The sequence below is a fragment of the Natronomonas moolapensis 8.8.11 genome (genome assembly GCF_000591055.1).
In the GTDB taxonomy this organism is placed as follows: Archaea; Halobacteriota; Halobacteria; order Halobacteriales; family Haloarculaceae; genus Natronomonas; species Natronomonas moolapensis.
The window spans coordinates 1,923,729-1,943,571 of the sequence record NC_020388.1; the positions used below are offsets into that span (position 1 = coordinate 1,923,729).

General features: G+C 57.3%; 14 protein-coding genes, 1 tRNA gene and 4 pseudogenes. 8 read left to right on the plus strand and 11 right to left on the minus strand.

Annotation, left to right across the window (positions count from 1 at the left end; all coding sequences use genetic code 11):
• Window positions 1–4 precede the first annotated feature (4 nt).
• On the minus strand, window positions 5–1,123 hold the full coding sequence (locus NMLP_RS09240) for a hypothetical protein (protein ID WP_015409851.1): 1,119 nt from the start codon (window positions 1,121–1,123) through the stop codon (window positions 5–7).
• A 212-nt stretch (window positions 1,124–1,335) separates the two neighbouring features.
• A pseudogene (locus NMLP_RS09245) lies at window positions 1,336–1,608 on the minus strand (IS4 family transposase); the annotation flags it as partial.
• A gap of 100 nt (window positions 1,609–1,708) precedes the next feature.
• Between NMLP_RS09245 and NMLP_RS09250 the strand changes: the two are divergent.
• A complete protein-coding gene (locus NMLP_RS09250) occupies window positions 1,709–1,909 on the plus strand; it encodes a hypothetical protein (RefSeq protein WP_015409852.1) in 201 nt (66 codons plus the stop codon).
• Window positions 1,910–2,015: 106 nt separating this feature from the next.
• Here NMLP_RS09250 and NMLP_RS09255 read toward each other — a convergent pair.
• A pseudogene (locus NMLP_RS09255) lies at window positions 2,016–2,474 on the minus strand (IS4 family transposase); the annotation flags it as partial.
• 2 nt (window positions 2,475–2,476) lie between these two features.
• Here NMLP_RS09255 and NMLP_RS09260 point away from each other — a divergent pair.
• Both NMLP_RS09260 and NMLP_RS09265 read left to right on the plus strand, forming a co-directional pair.
• Window positions 2,477–2,707: pseudogene (locus NMLP_RS09260) on the plus strand (transposase); the annotation flags it as partial.
• A gap of 707 nt (window positions 2,708–3,414) precedes the next feature.
• Window positions 3,415–4,299, plus strand: a pseudogene (locus NMLP_RS09265) (IS1595 family transposase).
• 431 nt (window positions 4,300–4,730) lie between these two features.
• Here NMLP_RS09265 and NMLP_RS09270 read toward each other — a convergent pair.
• Window positions 4,731–4,805, minus strand: a tRNA-Arg gene (locus NMLP_RS09270).
• Window positions 4,806–4,901: 96 nt separating this feature from the next.
• Between NMLP_RS09270 and NMLP_RS09275 the strand changes: the two genes are divergently transcribed.
• Window positions 4,902–5,735, plus strand: a complete 834-nt coding sequence (locus tag NMLP_RS09275; RefSeq protein WP_015409853.1) for a geranylgeranylglycerol-phosphate geranylgeranyltransferase — start codon at window positions 4,902–4,904, stop codon at window positions 5,733–5,735.
• 82 nt (window positions 5,736–5,817) lie between these two features.
• Window positions 5,818–6,228 (plus strand): CoA-binding protein, encoded by a 411-nt coding sequence (locus tag NMLP_RS09280; protein ID WP_015409854.1) that lies wholly within the window; start codon window positions 5,818–5,820, stop codon window positions 6,226–6,228.
• A 4-nt stretch (window positions 6,229–6,232) separates the two neighbouring features.
• Here the strand turns inward: NMLP_RS09280 and NMLP_RS15900 are convergent, their stop codons facing one another.
• Window positions 6,233–6,646, minus strand: a complete 414-nt coding sequence (locus tag NMLP_RS15900) for a DUF5798 family protein (RefSeq protein ID WP_015409855.1) — start codon at window positions 6,644–6,646, stop codon at window positions 6,233–6,235.
• A 140-nt stretch (window positions 6,647–6,786) separates the two neighbouring features.
• On the opposite strand from NMLP_RS15900, the gene NMLP_RS09290 reads away from it, so the two are divergent.
• Together NMLP_RS09290 and NMLP_RS09295 are read left to right on the plus strand one after the other, a co-directional pair.
• A complete protein-coding gene (locus tag NMLP_RS09290) occupies window positions 6,787–7,482 on the plus strand; it encodes a lipoate--protein ligase family protein (RefSeq protein ID WP_015409856.1) in 696 nt (231 codons plus the stop codon).
• A gap of 498 nt (window positions 7,483–7,980) precedes the next feature.
• Entirely contained in the window at window positions 7,981–8,385 is a 405-nt protein-coding gene (locus tag NMLP_RS09295) for a hypothetical protein (RefSeq protein ID WP_015409857.1), read from the plus strand.
• A 227-nt stretch (window positions 8,386–8,612) separates the two neighbouring features.
• Here NMLP_RS09295 and NMLP_RS09300 read toward each other — a convergent pair whose 3' ends face one another.
• The 5 genes from NMLP_RS09300 to NMLP_RS09320 form a co-directional block, all read right to left on the minus strand.
• Window positions 8,613–8,996 (minus strand): DUF5658 family protein, encoded by a 384-nt coding sequence (locus NMLP_RS09300; protein ID WP_152024130.1) that lies wholly within the window; start codon window positions 8,994–8,996, stop codon window positions 8,613–8,615.
• 1 nt (window position 8,997) lies between these two features.
• Window positions 8,998–9,570, minus strand: coding sequence for a response regulator (locus NMLP_RS09305; protein WP_160169593.1), 573 nt, complete (start codon window positions 9,568–9,570; stop codon window positions 8,998–9,000).
• A gap of 31 nt (window positions 9,571–9,601) precedes the next feature.
• Window positions 9,602–9,862, minus strand: coding sequence for a HalOD1 output domain-containing protein (locus NMLP_RS09310; protein ID WP_152024131.1), 261 nt, complete (start codon window positions 9,860–9,862; stop codon window positions 9,602–9,604).
• A 194-nt stretch (window positions 9,863–10,056) separates the two neighbouring features.
• Window positions 10,057–12,756: a helix-turn-helix domain-containing protein gene (locus tag NMLP_RS09315; protein WP_015409859.1), complete on the minus strand. Its 2,700-nt coding sequence runs from the start codon at window positions 12,754–12,756 to the stop codon at window positions 10,057–10,059.
• Window positions 12,757–12,759: 3 nt separating this feature from the next.
• Window positions 12,760–17,232: a PAS domain S-box protein gene (locus tag NMLP_RS09320; protein WP_015409860.1), complete on the minus strand. Its 4,473-nt coding sequence runs from the start codon at window positions 17,230–17,232 to the stop codon at window positions 12,760–12,762.
• Window positions 17,233–17,662: 430 nt separating this feature from the next.
• Between NMLP_RS09320 and NMLP_RS09325 the strand changes: the two genes are divergently transcribed.
• Entirely contained in the window at window positions 17,663–18,061 is a 399-nt protein-coding gene (locus tag NMLP_RS09325; protein ID WP_049926752.1) for a hypothetical protein, read from the plus strand.
• Between the two features lie 373 nt (window positions 18,062–18,434).
• Here the strand turns inward: NMLP_RS09325 and NMLP_RS09330 are convergent, their stop codons facing one another.
• Complete coding sequence (locus tag NMLP_RS09330; protein WP_338042111.1) at window positions 18,435–19,748, minus strand: pyridoxal-phosphate dependent enzyme; 1,314 nt, start codon at window positions 19,746–19,748, stop codon at window positions 18,435–18,437.
• Between the last annotated feature and the right edge of the window lie 95 nt (window positions 19,749–19,843).

Below are 19,843 nucleotides of genomic sequence, written 5' to 3' on the forward strand. Positions count from 1 at the left end.
ATTTTCAAAGCGCCATCCCACCAAATTTCTCTTCGTTAACTATCTTTTTATATCGCTCTCTGATTTCGGTACGAATTTGCTTATTCACTGCGTTAGTGTTGCTGACACGAACCTGTTCAAAATGCTCTTCTGCCGCCTCAACCCACCCGTCGAGCTTCCCTGGCTCAACGTCAATTTCCCCTTGAATATCTTCTAGGATCCGGCGGGCTTCGGCCTCTGTATGTTGCTCAAATTCTTCCGTCTGAATTGCGACTGACCTGTTAACTTCAATACCGAGACGGTCCGTAAGCCCCAATTTGGTTTTTTCAATGATTTCAGACTCGATTTCTCGAGCATGAGAAAGAACATTGAACTGGTCCCGGATTTCATTTTCAATAATCTGTTCAAACTCGTTAAGTTTAAGAATATACGTGGCCGTCTCAAACTCGGACTCAATCGACGATTCGATCTGGTCGGCCAAGTATCGCCCATACTCGTCAAGTAATGACTTAAGTAGATACTCTCCATCAAGATCGATGATCAGATCCTCAGTTTCTAAATAACGAATCACATCGGTTGTAGCTGAGACATCTATTGCACTCTCCAAGTCGCTGTGAGAAATCTTCCCATTAACTGCATCCTGTGCGAGCTGCGAGTCAAGGCCGACATCATTGGCTCGCTCTTTCAGCTTGGGACCGATCGTATAGTAGTCGTTTTGTCCAGCCCTGATTCGCCGCAAGTACCCTCTGGATTCAAGTTGGTCGACAAAAAAATCAAGATCATCTATTGCGAGCGAAAACACTGATCGGAGACGCTCGCCGGTGACAACCATCTGTTGGCTGAACAGCATTGTCAGCTCGGTCGTTATTTCTTCATTTCCAACTGCTCCGAACTGGTCAATATAGAATACGCCATCACGAATCTGATCAAAATCAGTAAATTCGTCAGCCGAAATTTCACTAAGCCCTTTCCTGATGTCACTTATCGACAATTCATCTGCTTTCAGCACGCCTGTGTCGGCCCCCTCATATGCGGATTTAATTTCGTTCTTCACCTCTGCCGTGTAGATGAACCCGTAGTTCTCTCGTGCGATTGACTCGCACGCGTCTTCCAGTGTATCAATATCTATGGGGCGGATTGGCACACAATAACTTAGTTCGCCCAGATTACTAAATAATAACGGTGCAATTCAGTCAATTGGAATCAGCTTCTCATAGGCCATATAAAATAACGTCTATTTTAAATTTCTCCGAATCAAGTTATGTATAAATGGGGATCTCCCAACTGATGGTCGATTCTCAAGTGATCGGTGGGTACGTTGACGGTTATAATGATGTGCGAGTCATTCGTCTTTAGCTAAGACTCACACCTCGGTTGTGTAGCGGTAGCGATCGTCTCTTGTAAGATCGGTCGTTGTTGGTGGATCTCCTGAGCATCCTCGATCAGCCGCTCGAGCAACGGCGGTGGCGAGTAGCCAAGGTACTCTCCGAGTTCGTGGAGGATGAGCTGGGCGTGCGACCGAAAGGTCGCCGCCCAGCGTTCCGGCGGAAACACGATCTCGTCGTCGGCCTGCTCGGTGACCAGATCTAACAACTCACGACTCACCAACAGTGACAGCAACGCCGCGTACGAAGGTGTCATAGAACAATTCACATGGTCGTCTAACTGTGCTCAACTCGGTTGAAATCGCCGTGCACTTAGTGCACGGCATTCTTAGCGTGTCTCAGTTATGGCGAAGGAGAAGTTTGGAATCGCTGTCGAGGAAGACATCGTCCAAGAAGTGGATGAGCTGGTTGCTGAGTGTGACGATCTCGGAGCCAGCCGCTCCGAGATCGTTGAGGCCGTACTCAAAGCGTTCATTCAGTCCGACTCAGATCATATTAAACAGGTGCGAGAAATCATAATTCGGAGACGAAAAGGAACTCTTTGAGCGATTTTAGAGTCCGTGCACTGAATGCACGGACTTCTAAGCTTGTAACGCTCTAAAACAGTAATTTGAATGACTGAAGTGTGGGAACTATTCTATGACACCCTCACGCCGCGTACAACAATATTTCCACGATATCCGGATCGCTTGTGTCGAATTCGTCCAGTTCGTACTGTGTCTTCAACTCACGGAACAACGTTTCTACTTCCCACCGACACCGATACAGTGTCGCTAGATCGGACGGCAGGAACTCCTCTCGCGGAAGATTCGTGATATAGAGATGGTAGTCGTCGGCGTCCTCGTCGCGGACGCCGACGACGCGGAACCGCTTCGTATCCAGTGACCGCGTTCCTTCGTACTGACCGCGTTTGAACTCCGCTTCGACCTCTACGTCGATGTACGTCCGCGAGAGGTCATCGACTACGTCCTGGATCTGCTTGCCCTCCAAGGGAATGGCGCGCCCGCGCCATTCCCGAAATTCCGCCGTTATCACCGGATTCGCGTTCTGCTTCAGCCGACTCGCGAAGTAGCCGTCGTTCTCGTCGATCAGCGCAAACCGGCGGTACTTGAGAAGGCGTGAGACCACTGATTAAACACCGCGTCTTCGCACCCTACGACCACGCGCACAACGTGCGGATCGAAGACGATCTCTACAATCAGCGGTCGGTCTCTGAGACTGTGAACTCGGTGATTAAGCGCTCGTACGGCTCCGCCGTCCGAGCGCGTGCCTGGTACCGGCAGTTCCGAGAAATCACTCTCGTCGCGGCAGTCTACAACGTCGAACGAACACTCAAACAATAAACCCCGTCGCTGTATGCGGATTCAATAGAGCCGACAGTAATTATAAATGGCAACAGTACTGCTAGTGTTCTAACGCGTAGAAGAAAACTTCTATCAGTTTTGGGGGCGGCTTCGGCAGGGGTTACCGGCGGATGTAGCAATACTCAAAATAGTGAGCAAAGTGTGACTCCAGGGGTTGGCACCACCCCCCAGCCCTCACAGACAGAAACAACAGATGATGAATCAGCACTAACTGATCCGATATACGATTCCCCGGTTCCAGTGTCTGCAGTAGATTCACATCTTAAACAAATAGAAGACCGACAAGGCTATTCTATCCGTCTATACACCAAAAGAATTACCGATCAAGACGAATCAAAAACCAATTACGAAGTCACGATTAATTCTGATGGCAGTCGATACGTCAAAAGAGATTACAAAAGTAGAGATACCATCGAATATTTTTATCGAACGCAAGATGATATAGTATATCATAAAAAATTCTTTGGATCAGGTACTAGATACTATTCAGAGGGTTGCAAGTATACGTCTCTAGACTTTGCTCATCGCTTTGGACTAATTGGCGGTGAAATACATAATATTAGACAGGTCCCGTCTCTAAAAAGAATTATACAGAACGCTCTTGCGTAGGAGATTGTGGATACTGCTGAGCAGTAGCTATGGAGTCAAAGAGGACAAGGGCACCGCGGCAGCGGTGCCCGACACGAATGATTCCGCTGGATGTGTTTGGGTCGGAATCGGTCGCAGCAGACCTGCTCCAACAGGTTCGCTGGCGTGACGGTGTGACCTGTCCTCGCTGCCGTTCTGACCGAACGGTCAGAAACAGCAGCTACAGAGAGTTTTAACGGTATCTCTGTAAGAATTGCGACCGCACATTCAACGACAAGACAGGCACTATCTTCGCTCACTCGAAGATCGCACTCCGACGGTGGTTGTTCTCCATCTACGCGTTTCTCAGATTTAACACAAGTCTCAGCCAACTACGGTGCGAAATCGAGGTGACACACAAAACGATGCACCGGCGAATCGAGCGCTTCGCCAGAGCGCTCGATGCGCCTTCTCTTGATCTGGTTGGGCCGGTTGAAATCGACGAAGTGTACGTCTCTGCCGGGAAGAAAGGCCGCGAGCGCGACCGGGAGTCGCGCTCGCGTGGCCTGTCCACGCGCGGGCGTGGTTCGTACAGCGGCGACAAGCCACCTGTATTCATCCTCGCCGACCGAGGTACTGGACAGCGGTACGTGAACCCGGCGAAAGCCGCAGACGAATCGACGATTCGACTCCTGCTGGCCGACCGCCAGCAGGAGTCGTTAACCGTCTATACCGACGGCTTTCGAGCGTACGAACCGCTCGAAGACGACGATGCATTCGACCGCGAATACGTCGTCCACAGCGATGGCGAATACGCCGATGATGGGGTGCACGTCAACACCTGCGAGAGCCACGCGTCGCTGACGCGACGGTGGCTCTCGCCCCATCGAGGTGTTTCTAAGGACAAGCTGACACAGTACCTCAGAGCGTTTCAATTACGTCGAGAACTGTATCGAAAACCTGGACGAGACGCTCTCAAACACGCTGTCCAAGCAACACTGTGAAATCAACAATGTGCTACGCATGAGCGCTTTTGAAACAGGTTGCTGGTAGCGGATGCGGAGGCTCATTTCGAGATGGTAGAAGTACTCACTTAGCCGTTCACAGCTACGAACTGCTCCGGCCACGGCGGCTTCTTTCCTGTGGGGAAATCACAAGACAGCTCTCCACCGATAATGTACTTCCCGAGAGCGAGACCGTTAGTCAACACAGTAGGATCTGATGTCTTATAGAATAGTGCTAATAAATTACCTATGGTTATAATATTGTACTACACCCTAGGATTTTGTACCCAGGTCATCAATCAAATGCAAGCGAATCGCATGACACCGGCGACCCCCCTCACGCAGCGTGATGAAATCAAAACGGTCCAGGAGGGATCCGTTTATAAACGTCGTACCGCCGTCTGCCAAATGTTGCCCGTCACACAGAATGATGGGCGCTGCAGGATTTGAACCCGCGGCAACTTGGTCCGAAGCCAAGCACTCTGTCCAAACTGAGCTAAGCGCCCGTGTCGATTTCATACCGGCTACCGCCTTTTAACTCCCGCGATTCCGCTCGGAGACCGAGGCGCGGCGTTTATAAATCAGCGACCGGAGCCACCGGCATGGAGCAGGTTCGCGGCGTGGTCGAGCTGACGCGACCGGGGAATGCGCTCGCTGCGGGCGTGTTGACGTTCATTGGGGCCTTCGTCGCGGGTGGGCTGGCCGCGCCGGCGTCGACTGCAGTCGCCGTCCTCGCGACGGGGGCTGCGACCGGCGGCGGAAACGCGATCAACGACTACTTCGACCGCGAGATCGACGCGATCAACCGTCCCGACAGGCCGATCCCCCGCGGTGCCGTCACCCCCCGAGGGGCCTTCGTATTCAGTCTTGCACTGTTCGCCGCCGCAGTCGGGTTGACCCTGTTGTTGCCGCCGATTGCCGTCGCTATCGCGGTCGTCAACCTCCTTGCGTTGCTCGCGTACACCGAGATGTTCAAGGGGCTACCGGGCGTCGGCAACGCCCTCGTCGCGTATCTCACGGGGAGTACGTTCCTCTACGGCGGCGCCGCGGTCGGCGGTGACCTCGCGACCGTCTCGGTCCTCTTTGTGCTGGCCGCCGCGGCGACGATGGCGCGCGAGATCGTCAAGGACGTCGAGGACGTCGCGGGCGACCGCAAGGAGGGCCTCAGCACGCTGCCGATCGCTGTCGGCGAACGGACGGCACTGGGCGTCGCGGCGGTGTTCGTCGCGACCGCGATGCTCGCGAGCCCGCTCCCGTTCCTCCGCGGGACGTTCGGGAGCGCCTACCTCGTCGTGTTGGTGCCGACGCTTCTCGGACTCGGCGCCGGGACCTACCGGTCGTTCGACGATCCGGCGACGGGCCAGACGTGGCTGAAGGCGTCGATGTTCCTCGCGGCGTTGGCGTTCGTTGCCGGGCGGGCCGCGGTCGTGGTTTGAGCGCCTCCGGGACGGCCGATCGGGAGCGCCGCCGCGAGCGCGCGGGTCCGGATTTTTATATGACGGTGACGTACCGCCGGACATGCCAGTGCAAAACGACGACGAACTGCGGGAGATCCTCGAACTCGATGCGATCGCCGTCGTCGGCTGTTCGGCGACGCCGGGCAAAGCCGCCCACTCGATCCCGGAGTTCATGCGCAAGCGGGGCTACGAGATCGTCCCGATCAACCCCTACGCCGACGAGATATTCGGCGCCGAACCCTACGATTCGGTCTCGGACGTCGAGGAGACGGTCGACATCGTCGATGTGTTCCGCCCGAGCGAGGAGGTCTCAGAAATCGCTGACGAGGCGATCGCCCGCGACGACGTCGAGGTCGTCTGGACGCAACTCGGCATCACCGATTCCGAGGCGGGTGAGCGGATCGAGGCGGCCGGCAAGCGCTACGTTGAGGACCGCTGTCTCAAGGTGGAGTACCAGCGCCTGATGGGCTGAGCGTTCAGTTCCCCGTCCCGGAGTCGGCTGCCGCGTCGCCGTCTGGTTCCGTATCGGCCCCCGTCGGCTCCGCGGCCCCCGATTCGGCCCCGTCGGCCACCGATCCGGGCGCGCCGTCTCCGCCCTCGGCGTCCGGAATCACGTTTTCCGGGGGCGGCCCGTCGTCTGCCTCGGCCTCCTCGATCGCGACCTCCGTGAGGAGTTCGTCGACGTCGATACCCTCCTTTTCGGCGAGCGCCTCCAGTATCGCGGCCTGCCCATCGAGTTTGTTTTCGAGGGCGGTGACGCGTCTGTTCGTCTGGGTGACCGTCTCGCGCATCTCGAGGATCTGCTCGCGGAGTTCGTTGATCCGGCTGTACAGCTCTTCGCCCATGTCGGCGACCTTCTGGAGCTTCCTGGTCGCGCCTCCAAGTCCCATGCCCCCCGGTTCGGGAGGCCCGATTGTGTGCCTTGCGGTCGGGTCGGACGCCCGGAGTCGCGGGCCTTCCGAATCGTCCCCGGAGTCCGCCGACGGCGTTCCCCGCGCCGATTTATACTGTCGGGGGCGTACGAGCCCACATGCGCCTGATCGAAGGCACCCTCGCCGACGTCGACCGCGACCGGGCCGTCACGGCGGCACTACCCGGTCTCGCGGCGGACGCCGGCGACTCGGTGCTCCGCGTGTGGACGCCGCCGAGACGACTCGCGTTCGGCCGCCGCGACGCCGCCGTCGACGGCTACGACCGCGCGCGCCGTGTCGCCGCCCGACGCGGCTACACGCCGATCGAGCGCCGCGTCGGTGGAAGCGCGGTCGCCTACACCGGCGACACGGTCTCGTTCGCGTACGCGGTGCCGACCGACGACGGCCGCGACGGGATCGAACGCCGGTATCGCGGGGCGACGGAGACGGTGTTGCGGGCATTCCGGGCGGTCGGCGCGGACGTCACGCACGGCGAACCCGCGGACTCGTTTTGCCCTGGCAACTACTCGATCCGGGGCGATGGCAAAATCGCGGGGATCGCCCAGCGGGTCACACGCGAGTGTGCCCTCGTCGGCGGCTGTGTGGTCGTTCGCTCGGCCGACCGCGAGTCGATCGCGGCGGTGCTCGATCCGGTTTACTCGGCGCTCAAGATGCCGTTCGCGCCGGAGTCGGTCGGCTCGATCGCGACGGCGGGCGGTCCCGGGGACGTCGGGCCGGTCGTTGAGGCCCTCGAAGCCGCCTTCGGCGCGGATCGATCCACGACGCGCGTTCCGGCCGCCGAACTCGTCGAGTGAAGCCCGCGACTCGAAGCGTTGTCCAGGGGATGTACTCTCACGGCGTGTCTCTCACTCGATCTGGACGGAACGTTCCTCGGAGTGCCGAACGACACCCGGCCGTTCGGACGCGGAATCGACTCACCCGGGGAGGTGCCGAAGGGGACGGCCGTTTTTAATTTTATATAAATACCGAAGCTGCTATGATGTGTTATGTTGACAGACAAACATATATACACACGACGAATGAGGATCACGCCGTTCGGCGGCGCGACCGGCGGATCGCTCGTGGGTCGCTTTTATATGATTTCGTCCACCGGTATCAGGTCACTACTGCATTCGTCGTACGGATTCGAGGGAATAGCGATGGCTTCGATCACCGGACGGGTCCGGCTATTAGCCCCGTCGCATCGTACAACGCGCGTGGCGCGCCGGCGGGCGACCCAGTGTTCGCTGCGATTATAAAATCTTCTCGGTAACGGCCATAGCATATTTATGCCGTAATCCGCTTTTTTTTATATGGAGCAGGTGGCCCGAAGCGTCCGAGAAGAGCTCGAAAACCACCTCGTCGGCGATACAAATGCAGTCAACGCAGTAGGCTATTTCAACGAGGAAACACAGGAGTTCATTTACCTCTCAAGCGAGCTAGAACGACAGTACGACAGAACGGCGCTCACGGATATTTTAGAGAACGCATTCCTCGACGTGTGGGGAGCCATCAATCAAGAGGAGATGTACGGCTCAGAGCTTCACGCGACGACTCGGGTGTACGATACGTACGTCGATACCGTGATTGCGCTCGGTGAAACAAAGGGTATTATATTTATACTGGACCGCGACGGCGACTACCAGTATCCTGAACTCGTCAAAAGTATCCAGGACACGGTCGACCGGTACGAGGTCGGTGCCACTATCGACGTCTAACGGACGTGTTGTCGCCACGCTGCAGCATCTGGGACTGAGGGATCAGGCGGCCGTTCGGTCGACACGTAGCGAGCGGAATCCCACCCCTGAAGCGGTGGGAGGATGTCAAATGCGAACCGCTGATAATCGGGGTCGTTCTCGTGGCTAAAGCAGAGAAAGAAGTATCGCAAATGACGAAATCAATACGATGCATACGTACACTAACAGACTGACGAACTCGAGTACTCTCATGTCCAGAGAACCACCACGTTGTGAAGCGATACGGCGCTCCAGAGCATCAAGAGCGAAATATACCCGACACTACAGCAGAGCTTAGTACTGTATCGCGGTTGCGTGACTCCAGGAAGCAGGTATTCGCCGACGAAAAGCACCAAGAGCACGGACACTGACGAGAGACAGAGGAGACCGGGGATGATCCCGATCGTCTCGATCACAGCCACGACGATCGGATTGGCTTCCCGGAGTCCGATACTCAGCCCATAGTACGTGAGACTCGCATCCACAGCTCGCACTACCACCAGTCCGATAACTAGCGGATATTTGAGTCCGGTGAGTGCTTCGATATTGCTGCTGGTAGCACGGCCGGTGGATGCCACGGCTTCTCGTTCCATATCAAGACTGTTCTACGGGGTGGGACCCGAGACGCCGGTCTCTGACCAGCATATCGATCTGATACTCCGCTTCGAGACGCCGGAGTGTCGTATCGGCTTGTTCCTCTAGCTCCTGTATTCTCCGGCAGAGGTCACTGTATCGGTCGTCTTTTTGTAGTTCCGCTCTGTCGATATACGCCTCTAGCGTGGCTTTTCTGTTGATGAGCGAAAAGAGTTCTGTGAGTGATTCGTCGTACGTCAACACCAATTCAGCAGCTTCCACGGTTCGAAGAAGCTGCGACCGGTCGATCGGCTTGAAGAGGTAATCGTCTACGTCGATGGCCGCCAGTTCCTCTGTCGGTCGAACGGCGGTCACCATAATCACTTGCTGGGCACGACCCGTTTTACGAATTGAGTGTAGCACTTCCGTACCGGAAAGCCCCGGCATCCGACGATCCAGAACCACGATATCGATCGGCTCCTCGGCGAAGAGTTGTAGTGCATCTTCCCCGGAGTAGGCTACGTGAACCTCGAAGTGCTCCTGTAGCCAGATGCCGAACAGGTCAGCGAGGTTCTCTTCGTCGTCGACGATCAAAACGGTATTCGACTGAGTCATGTATCTGCACTCACGCATCTCGTTCGACGATGATACGCACGGTCGAGGCGTACATGACCGTCACGACTGCGCCCTGAAAGAGGAACTCCACAGAGGGTATATGAGTGGTCTCCTCGAGGGCACGACTTTTGAACAGGCCATCTAGGCTGTCTGCATCGACGAATTCGGAGACTGGAGGGGATCTACTGAGTTCCGGCCAGTCTTCGACAGCCTCGGTAAGTGTCTCGATAACCGCCTCGGACACGCGAACGGGTCTGTCGAATTCGCGCACAACATGGGAGTCCGTACTCCACGCTTCGACTACGGGCCCCCGGTGCGGAGAGCTTTCGGCCATACACAATACAGATATTCTACGAACAAGCGTTTTGTACCAATCGATATTGAGGGAGGGATTCGAATACCTATATGCAGAGATTTGCGTGCCGATGTCCGCGGTCAGAGCCCTCCGAGTGCCACAGCGTGTGATTATGAGCTCGTCGAATCCCGATAGAGAGCCGTCAACAGATTAGACTCAGCAGCTCGAAGATGTTGATTGAACGTCGATTGTGCAATATCGAGGGTCTTGGCAACCGACGTCGAATCGGCATCCCGCGGCCAATTGAAATATCCTGCGTAGAGTGCCGTCTGCAGGACTTCTTCTTGACGGGTAGTAAGGGCTTCCTCAAGACGTGCCGAGAGGGTGTCGGTTTCTCGCCGCTCGCTATCCAGTTTCGATAGCAGGGTGAGGTCGCCGTAGTCCTCTCTGAGTGAACGCAGATACTCCCCGACATCGACCGTGAACGGCACGGTTACTGAAACAACGATCTGGTCGGACCCCGACGCGGTAGTGATTTGATCGATCGCAACCCCTCGGTCGGTCAGCTTCTCGCAAACGCTGCTGTTCCGCACCGGAATTTTGCAGTAGACCCCATTCCGGGACTCGCTCAAGATGACAGTCTCCGGATCGAAACCAGCAGCTTCGAACGCCTCAGCGGGCACGTCTTCCCCGGTCAATCGCGCGAACAGGAGGGTATCTGGATTGTCGACTACCACGTTCAAAACCTCGAGATCCGTCCCTATATCCGAAACGAGCGTTGCGAGACCAGCATCGTCCGCAAACTGGATCTCGAGGGTCGTGCCTCCACCGGATAGAAGCGCTGCTTTTTGTCGGAGTGCTGATATCCCGTGCCCTATTATTTGACCGAGCTCTGTGAGGGCTGTCACCTCCTCTTCGTCGAAGGCGTTTGGTAGCTTGGAATGGACTTCTAACACACCGAGTGGCGAAGCCTCACCCTGTAGTGGTACAGCCACGATCGAGTTGGTGCCGTTTTTTAATGCGGCCTGTTTCCACCCTGTTTCGGAGCGAGCGGACATTAAATCGCTCTCCACGACCGAACGTTCGATCCTGTGCGCCCGTTCGGCAGGGGAGAGTTGAGAACCACTTCCTCGGGTGGTGTCACCCGTCGGGTCGTCGTCCGCTCGCAGTTTTTGATACGTGAGCGACTCCGTTTTGGCTCTGACCTCGATCGTATCCGTATTCATATCCTTTTTGCCGATCCACGCCCCGCTGACCAGATCCAGCTGAGATAGAGCGTTGCAGACCTCTCGTTCCAGCTCTTCGCGTGTATTTGCACTGATAACCGTGGCGCTTATCGATCGTATCAGTGTGTTGATGCGATCCAGCCGTGTCAGCCGCTCGTTCTGCTCTTTTAAACGCTGGTCACGCTCTTGAAGCGCCGCTTCTTGTGCTGTTCGTTCGAACGCACTTGCTGCGTTCGCTGCTAACGTCTTTGCCAAATTGGTTTTTCTCGAGGGCATCTCTGGCATCGTAGTCATCCCCACTAATAAAACGCCGTTCGATTCTAGTGAGTAAAGTCGCCACGACGAGAGCTCCTCTGGCAACCACTGGCTCGATCGGGTATCTGCAACGTCGTCGGGAGCCAACTGTTCTGTTCGAGTCACATAGGCCGTCCAGACCGGCGTGTCTCCTTCGGAGACGGTGGGGAGGTCGATTTCGCTAACACCCTCCGTGGCTGCGTGTGTTAGCGGGACCAAACGCCCCGTGTGCTCTTGTCGTGTATATATCGCGGCAAACTCGAATCCGAGTTCGCCGACCGCGGCAGCTACCACGGTCTCGCCGATACTACGTTCCGAATCCGCTGTCATTAGTTCGCGCGAAACCGCATGCAGGTCCTCGAGCTGTTGTTCGTACGCGTACCGTTCTGTAATGTCGTGGTAGTGTTCGATTCGCCCGCCTGCATAGAGACCAGTTTGAATCGGCCCGCTCCAGTACTCCAGCCAGTGTTTTTGTGTTGAATCCGTCTCGGGGACGCGGACGGTGGCTTCGACCTGGGAACTCATATGCTGCAGAGAATGGATTACGAGATCGGACAGTGTCTGCTCACCTGCGTGATATTCCCGGTACGATTCGGAAGCGACCCGACTGTAATCGGCCCCCTGGATATCGTCTCTATCGACTCCGAGTAATTCTTCCGTAGTCTCGTTTGCCCACACCACCTGTCCGTCGCGATCAACTACAACGACTCCTTCCTGTGACGTGTCCAAGACGTCTTCCGTGAGGGACTGGTATTGCTGTTGTTCTCTGCGCTCTGCTGCGGTTCGTTGCAGGCGTTCGATAGCCACTCGAAAGTCTCTGTCTGGCAAGTCCTGGAGATACCGTTCGACCTTGTCCTCGAGTTCTGTGATTTGCTCCGTGAGTGCCTGGTACCTCGGGTTCGTTTCGAGGGTAGCTTCGTCCATGGCGGCTTCCAAGGCCGATTGGCGTTCGATCAGCGAGAACAGCTCCTGGAGGTCCTCGCTGTACTCCGCGCGAGTGAGCATCTGTGAAATAACGTCTTCGAGGTCCTCGGCTCCAACGGGTTTCTCTAAATACGCATCGAACCCCATTTTGACGATATCGAAATCCGGTGTCACCGCAGAGACAATCACAACCTGACAGTTCGGCTCGTACTGTCCGAGTTGTCTGAGAACCTCTCCGCCGGATAATCCGGGCATCATCCGGTCCAGGAGGACGATATCGACAGCCGCATCGAATATTTCCAGGGCTTCCTCGCCGGAGTACGCGGTCTCGACAACATACCGGTCCCCGAGCCACTCCGCGTACAACTCAGCCAAGGTCTGATCGTCTTCGACGACCAGGATCTTCGTGTTTCCGTTTCGGGTCATAGTTCAGGACACGATGTTCGGGGTTTGTGAGTCCTCTCGAGCCGGCTGGGCGGGGACTTCCAGTGTGATCTCACTCCCATGCCTCGAGGTTTCGACTGAAATCGACCCCCCAGCACGGGTCACCAGCGCCCGCACCATCCACAGTCCGAGTCCCTGACCGTGACTTAGCGGCGTTTCTTCGCCGGTTTCGAGGAGGCTCTTTTCCATGTCCGGAAGTCCAGGCCCGGTGTCGGAAACACAGATCTCGATCCACTGGTCGTCGGCTTGCGAGACGCCGATCTGTACGGATGGCTGGTCAGTATCGTTCGCCGTGATGGCGTTCTCGACGAGTTCGGAAATCGCCTTGTCGAGATCACTCGGTATGCGTGCTTTTATGTCGCGGTCGGCTGCGATAGTGACGTCCGCATTCAGGTGTTGTTTCGCTTTTTTCGTTTGCACGTCTTCGATAATCTGTTGAACACTCCGGTGGGAAGCGAGAGCACTCTCGCTCGTGAGTATACTCTGGAGCTCTTGGGTTTTATCTGCCATCCGCTCCCACTTGTCGAGGACGTCTCGGATCGTCGCAGCGCGCTGTTCACGAGTCTCTGCATCTGTGCCCGATTCGAGCAGATCGACATACCCTCTCAGTTTTGTCAGATCGTTTCGGATGTTGTGCCGCATGATCCGGTGTAAGACCTGAACGTGCCGTCGACGCTGCTCTTGGGCTGTGATGTCCCGTGCCTCGAATATCAGGAAGCTAACCTCCCCGTGCTGGCCCGAGATCGGCTTGACCGAGAAGTCGAAGCTAGCGAGTCCATCGACGCCTTCTGCTTCCACGTCGAAGCGGACGAACGACCCCGAAGACGCTTGATCGATTGCCTGTCTGAGTTGGGTTTGCACTTCCGAAGAATGCGCGAACAGGGGACATTCCCACAGTGGTGTGCCACTGTTCTCTTCTGCACGTATGCCGCCGAACTCCGTGAGGGGGTCGTTTAGTTCGAGAATCTCCCCGTCTTGGTTCATGAGCCCCGTCAGTTGGAACGTTTGATTGAATACGGATTCGAATTTTTTCGTCTGCTGTTTTATATTAGTGATGTCGCGTATATATATCAAAAACCCACCAATTGCTTCATCGTCGAAGAGATTCCGCCCACGTGCCTCTACGGTAATCCACTCGTCATCCGCATCCCTCGCTTGGAACTCCAGTTGAACGCTCGAATCGGAGTCCTCCACGGCGGTAAAAAACGCTTCCATTACACGCTTGCGATCCTCGGGGTGAACAAAATCAAAGAGGCTCTCCTGTTCTAGCCGAGTCGTATCATACCCGAGGACCCGCTCGGCGGAGCCGCTGAGATAGGTGAAATACCCATCACGGTCCAAGATGGACACGACGTCGACTGATTCCTCGACGAACCGCTCCGTTCTACGCCGCTGTTGACGCTGGTTACTGAGGTCTCTGATGACCATCCCGTACCCCAAAGATACCCCATCTTCGGTTTGGAGCGGGACGTACGAGGCTTCGGCAGGAAACGACGATCCATCCTGACGGACCCGTTGTCCTTCGTGAGTGCTTTCCCCTCCGAGCGATGCCTGTGTTAATAACCGATCAGCAATCCCGCGTTTTCGCTCCTCTTCGGGGTGTAACTCTGCTGCTTGCATTCCGATCGCAGCTTCGTCGTCGTATCCGAAAATGTCGGCTGCGCCGTCGTTCCAGCTGTCGATCTGCCCCTCGGCATCGAGAAGCACGAACGCGTATTCTTCGAGGCTTTCCGAGAGGATCTCGAATCGCTTCCGCTCGTGTTGGATCTGCCGAATCCGTTCTTTTTGTTCCGTTATTTCCGTTGCAATAGCGATCAGCTTCCGTCCACCGTCTTCGTCGTGTCTCAAAACAGCGTCCGTGTGCACCCATCGCGTCTGTCCGTCCGTATCAATGACCCTGAACTCCACCGATACGTCGTCGATCTCGCCGAGCCGGTCCAACAGGTCACGAACCCGGTCTCGGTCCTCCGGTGCGACAATCCGGAAAAACTCCCTTTCGTCGTCCGGGTCGTGGCCAAACAGATCGATAAGCGTCTGATTGAACGATATCGTATCCGTCGCAAAATCCCACTCCGCGATGCCCGTGTCGGTTCCCGAAAGGACCAACTCGAGCTTCCGGTTCTGTTCTGCGAGGCTCCGGGTCCGCTGTCTCCGGGCCGTTACGTCCTGCTGTATGCCGATGAACTTCGAAAGCGTCCCGTCCGCAGCGGTAACCGGCGTGACGGACAGCCGATTCCAGTATTCACTCCCGTCTTTCCGGTAGTTTTTCAGCTCTACCGTCACCGGTTCACCGGCCGCAATCGCCTCTCGAAGCCTCGATAGTTCCTCCGGGTCTGTCTCGGGACCATGGAGGAAACGTGGATTACAGCCCACGACGTCGGCTTCCTGATAGCCGGTGATGTCACTGAACCCTTTATTTATATACTCGATCGGATTGTCCTCTCGCTGTGGGTCGGTGATTATGACCCCAACGTTCGAGGAGTCGATCGCTTGCTCTTTGAGTTCGAGTTCACGCTCTCGTTGCTGTCTCGCGGTTTCATCGCGTACAGTACAGACGAGGGGACCGTCGTCGACGACGGTCAAAGAGATCTCGGCCGGGAACGTCGTCCCATCCGGTCGGGACCCGGTTACCTTCCCCCGCCAGTGCCCCTCCGACTCAAGCACAGGGAAGGCGTCCGCTTCGAGACGCTCTGTTTCGTCTTCGTCATAGAGCATCCGCCAGGAGTTCCCGAGGAGTTGGTCAGTATCGTCGAATCCATACATTTCGACGTGTGTGTCGTCGACGTAGGTGTATTGTCCGTCCTCGAGAATGGCGAAGCCGTCTTTGGCGTCCTCGACGGCTTGCTGGAACGTCTCTAGTTCGCGACGGCGTCGCTCGCGGGGTGTAATATCACGACCGGAAATGACGAGCGATTCGACTCCTGTGTCCCCCACGACGGGACGGATGGTGCCCGTGATAAACCGAATGTCACCGTCTTGATCCGGATGTTCGACCTGATAGCTGACATACTCGCCAGCAGCGGCCCGTTCAATCCAGTCTCGTAGATCCTCCTGTAGATCCGAGGAATGCGACCACCACTCCCCCTCCCAGAACGGCTCCCCCAAGATATCCGATTTGTCGTTCGAAACGTACTCCAGGGCCGTTTCATTCACATCGATCAGTTCACCAGTGGTTTCCAGTAACCCGACCAGCATCTCGGGGTCTTCGAACACCGACTCGAAGCGCCGCTCGTTCTCCCGGAGTTCCGCTTGGCGCCGATGTTTTTCCGACACGTCACGGACAACACAGACGATACGGTCGTCTTCCAGGCGTGTCAGCGATAGTTCGGTCGGAAACTCCCCCTTGCCTGCTGGAGAGGCCGTTACCGTACCTCTCCACTCGCCGTCTGATTGAAGTGCCGAAAGCGCCTCATCCTCTATGCGCTCGATTTCAGCGGCATCAGTGTACAACTCGCGCCAGGTCTGCCCGAGCAATTCGCTTTGCTCCTCGAACCCGTACATTTCAGTATGCGTTTGGTCGACGTACGTGTACGCCTCGCCGTCCAAGATGGCTATCCCATCGCTCGCGTTCTCGATGGCCGATTTAAATGACTCCAGGCGACGCCGGCGCTCGCGCTGTTCCGTTACGTCCCTCGCGACGGTATGCATGTAGGCCGACCCGTCGCGTTCGATCCGGCGGTTCGAAAACTCCACGTCGATCTTCCTGCCGTCGCTCCGAAGCAGTCTGGATTCAGTGGTCGCTGGCTCGCCGGCTAAAATTCGGTCGTGGTAGTCCTGATAGGCGTGTAAGTCGACTTCCTCGTGGAGATCCGGAATACGCATCGAGAGGAGTTCCTCTCGCTCATAGCCAGTTAGCTCGCAGGCAGCCCGGTTCACTTGGACGAAATTCGCATCCGCATCACTAATGAAGATGGCGTCGTTGGAGCCTTCAAACAACGTGTGTGTCCAATCACGTTCGGCCTGTAACTCTTCGTGCTGTCGGAGTCGTGAGATTGCTGTTTCGACGTTCGAGGCGACGAGCTCTGCCACTTGTGAGTCTTTCTCCGTAAAGGCATCCACCTCGGTGGCTCCGACACTCAAGACGCCGAACTCCGAGATCGGCACGAGAATTTCGCTCCGAATCGGGCTGTCTGAGTTGTACGTGGCGTCGGCCTCGTGGACGTCGTCGAACGTTTCCGGACGACTCTGTCTGTACGCACGCCCGGCGAGAGAGTCAACTGGAAGGACAGGTGCATCGCCGATCACCTCCTGTGCCTCGCTCGATTCGGCGATCGGGCGGAGTTCGGTTGCCTCCTCGTCGTATTTCCAGATCGCCGAAAGGGGCGCATCGAAATTGAGATCCAACATCCGGACAGCAACGGCGGAGACGTCCTCGGTCGAACCAGCTTGATTCAGTTCCGAAGACAACTCGAGCAGTCCCGCAGGGGTGTGTTCAATGTACGTGTCTCCGTCGCTCATACGTTCGATTTCGTTGTTCCGCTGTATTACGTTTTCGTTTGGGGATACATTATATATCGGAGTCAATAGAACCACTTCGATACATGTAGGGATCAGATATTCACCGTCGAGAACCGACCGTCATAACGAGATGTCGACGGAAGCAGTTGAACTGCTCGGGCGGAAATACAGCGTCGATATACTGCGAGCGACGAAGGAGCCGCGATCAGTTAGCTGGCTGAGCCAAGCGCTAGATATCCCGGTTGCCACCTGCTATAGGCGTGTGGAGGAACTCTCCGATAACATGTATTTACGCGAGGTCGCGGCGGACGAGAGTACGAATAGAACGCAGTACTGCCGAACGACGGATAGCATCGAGGTCGACTTCGCATCCGATTTGTTAGTCAGTGGCTCTCGATCCGAGGATACGCGAGAACTACCGAGAGATACGATACCGTTAGATTCCGTTACGTTCGATGAGTTCTCCCGGACGGTTGCTATCGTCGAAGACTACTTCGGGGATCTGATCGACGATGTCGCCGTTCACGCACCCGTTTCGCGCCGACAGCTCGTGGCGGTGCTGGCACGAGCCCAGCTCTCGGGTGCCCGGCTCGCCGATGACGGGCTCGCCGATAACGGTGATATCGTCTATCAGTCGAACGGCGAGACGTTCTTTTGGCTCGACGGTGATTTCTGGGCGAATTTAGGCGGGGACCACTACTTGCGCCCGGACGAGGGACGAGCGGCCAGAGAAGTCCATCGCCGACTCGTCGAGGCGATCGGCGGCGTCGCCGACTGCAACCGCGAGCGCGATCCGTTTATCCTTATTAACGGAACTCCTGAACGCTGATATCGTGTGATTCGCTCTGTTTGGTCGGACAGGACAGATCCTCGATCGAGCATCAGTGTTTTCAATTCTGGACGGAGTGGTTGCCGACGCTGCACGGCAGGGTTGTCGCCGGCGATAGATCGATGCTCACTCAACACAGTACGCGTCCACGCCATCTGTATTCTGGGCGGGTCACATACACGCTCTCAGTCATCACTCGTCCGCTTTGACTTCCTCCCACCCCTTTAGGAGTGGGAGGATGTCAAGGCTAACTTCGCGTGCATCGGCACGCACGATTCGGAGACCGACTGCATCGGGCACAGGGCTTCGGTCGGGATCTATGGCCGGTCTCTCAACGGGATTCCGATCACCGAGGACACCCCCGCCGAGTGACTCAGATGCCCTGGCTCATCAGCCGGCTCCGGACGATGTCGGCGTCTTTGTTTCCCATTGCGGTGTTGAGGATGACGACCGTATCGTCGGGACCGAACGACCCCGCGTCGGCGAGGTCCCACGCGCCTGCCGCGGCGGTCCCGCAGGCAACCGAGATTTCGAGGCCCTCGTGTTGGGCGACGGTCGCGGCGCTGTCGAGGAGGTCCTGATCGTCGACCGCGACCCCCCTGCCGCCGCTGGCTCGGACCGCCTCGGCGGCTGCCAGCCCCCCTGCCGGATCGGGGATCTCGAGGCTACCGACGACCGTGTCCGGTACGTCCCACGGCTCGGGGTCGCGTCCGTCCTCGACCGCTTCGGCGACGGGCGCACAGCCGTCCGGCTGGGCGGCGTACAGTTCCGGTGTCTCCTCGAGGAGGTCGGCCGTCTCGAGCTCGCGGGCACCCTTCCAGATGCCGGCGATCGTCGCCCCGTGGCCGACGGGGACGACGACGGCGTCGGGGGCCGTCCACCCCAGCTCCTCGGCGATCTCGTAGTAGATCGGCTTGGTTCCCTCGTGGCGGAACGGCGACTCGAACGGACCAGCCGGGAACCACACTTCCTCGTCGGCCGCGGGCATGGACTCGCGCTCTTTCTCGTAGGTCGCTCGTGCGTCGTCGAAACGCCCTTCGACGACGCGCATGTCGCCGCCGTGGACGTTGATCATCGCCTTGCTTATGAACGTGGCTCGACTCGGGACGAAGGACCGCGAGAGAAGCCCAGCACGGGCGGCGTAGGCGGCCGCGGACTGCCCGTCGTCGCCCGTCGTCGCCAGTGCGAGGGTGTCGGCCTCGGCTCGGCGGGCGGCTTCCGCGACGAGCGCCAGCCCGCGGTCGGTGACGGAGCCGGTGGGGTTGTGGGCTTCGTTCTTCACGAGAACGCGGCCGACGCCCAACTCTTCGGCCAACCGTGGCGCTTCGACGAGCGGCGTCGCACCCTCGCCCATTCCGTCGGGGACGAACGGCAGCAGTTCGCGGTGTTTCCACCCCCCCGAGCGGTCGGCGAACGCCGCCGCCGAGAAGTCGGTCGAGAGGTCGTATTGGGCGTCGAGCGAGCCGGCACACTCCGGGCAGCGCATCGCACTCTCGTCGTCGGTCGTCGTTCCACAGTCGGTACAGCGGAATCCCTCGAACGCGCTCATGTCCGCCCTTCGGGCGTCCCCCGCAAAGCCCTGTCCTTTGCGGTCGTCGCCGCCGTCGCGCGTCGCACTCCCGCGGACGTCGTCCTGTCGGACGCACTGTGGACGGCGTGTCTCGGACGTCTCTCCCGTGCCGGTCATCGATAGAATAAACACCCGCTTGAACCAGATAAAACACCATATATATCGTTATAATTCGGCGATCGAGCCACGATAAGCTTTTTTAATCGGTCTGT

Coding starts and splice junctions, on each gene's coding strand:
- NMLP_RS09295 (WP_015409857.1), top strand. CDS start 7,981: ATGGAGCAGGTGGCCCGAAGCGTCCGAGAAGAGCTCGAAAACCACCTC.
- NMLP_RS09300 (WP_152024130.1), bottom strand. CDS start 8,996: ATGGAACGAGAAGCCGTGGCATCCACCGGCCGTGCTACCAGCAGCAAT.
- NMLP_RS09315 (WP_015409859.1), bottom strand. CDS start 12,756: ATGACCCGAAACGGAAACACGAAGATCCTGGTCGTCGAAGACGATCAG.
- NMLP_RS15900 (WP_015409855.1), bottom strand. CDS start 6,646: ATGGGACTTGGAGGCGCGACCAGGAAGCTCCAGAAGGTCGCCGACATG.
- NMLP_RS09275 (WP_015409853.1), top strand. CDS start 4,902: ATGGAGCAGGTTCGCGGCGTGGTCGAGCTGACGCGACCGGGGAATGCG.
- NMLP_RS09330 (WP_338042111.1), bottom strand. CDS start 19,748: ATGACCGGCACGGGAGAGACGTCCGAGACACGCCGTCCACAGTGCGTC.
- NMLP_RS09250 (WP_015409852.1), top strand. CDS start 1,709: ATGGCGAAGGAGAAGTTTGGAATCGCTGTCGAGGAAGACATCGTCCAA.
- NMLP_RS09290 (WP_015409856.1), top strand. CDS start 6,787: ATGCGCCTGATCGAAGGCACCCTCGCCGACGTCGACCGCGACCGGGCC.
- NMLP_RS09320 (WP_015409860.1), bottom strand. CDS start 17,232: ATGAGCGACGGAGACACGTACATTGAACACACCCCTGCGGGACTGCTC.
- NMLP_RS09280 (WP_015409854.1), top strand. CDS start 5,818: ATGCCAGTGCAAAACGACGACGAACTGCGGGAGATCCTCGAACTCGAT.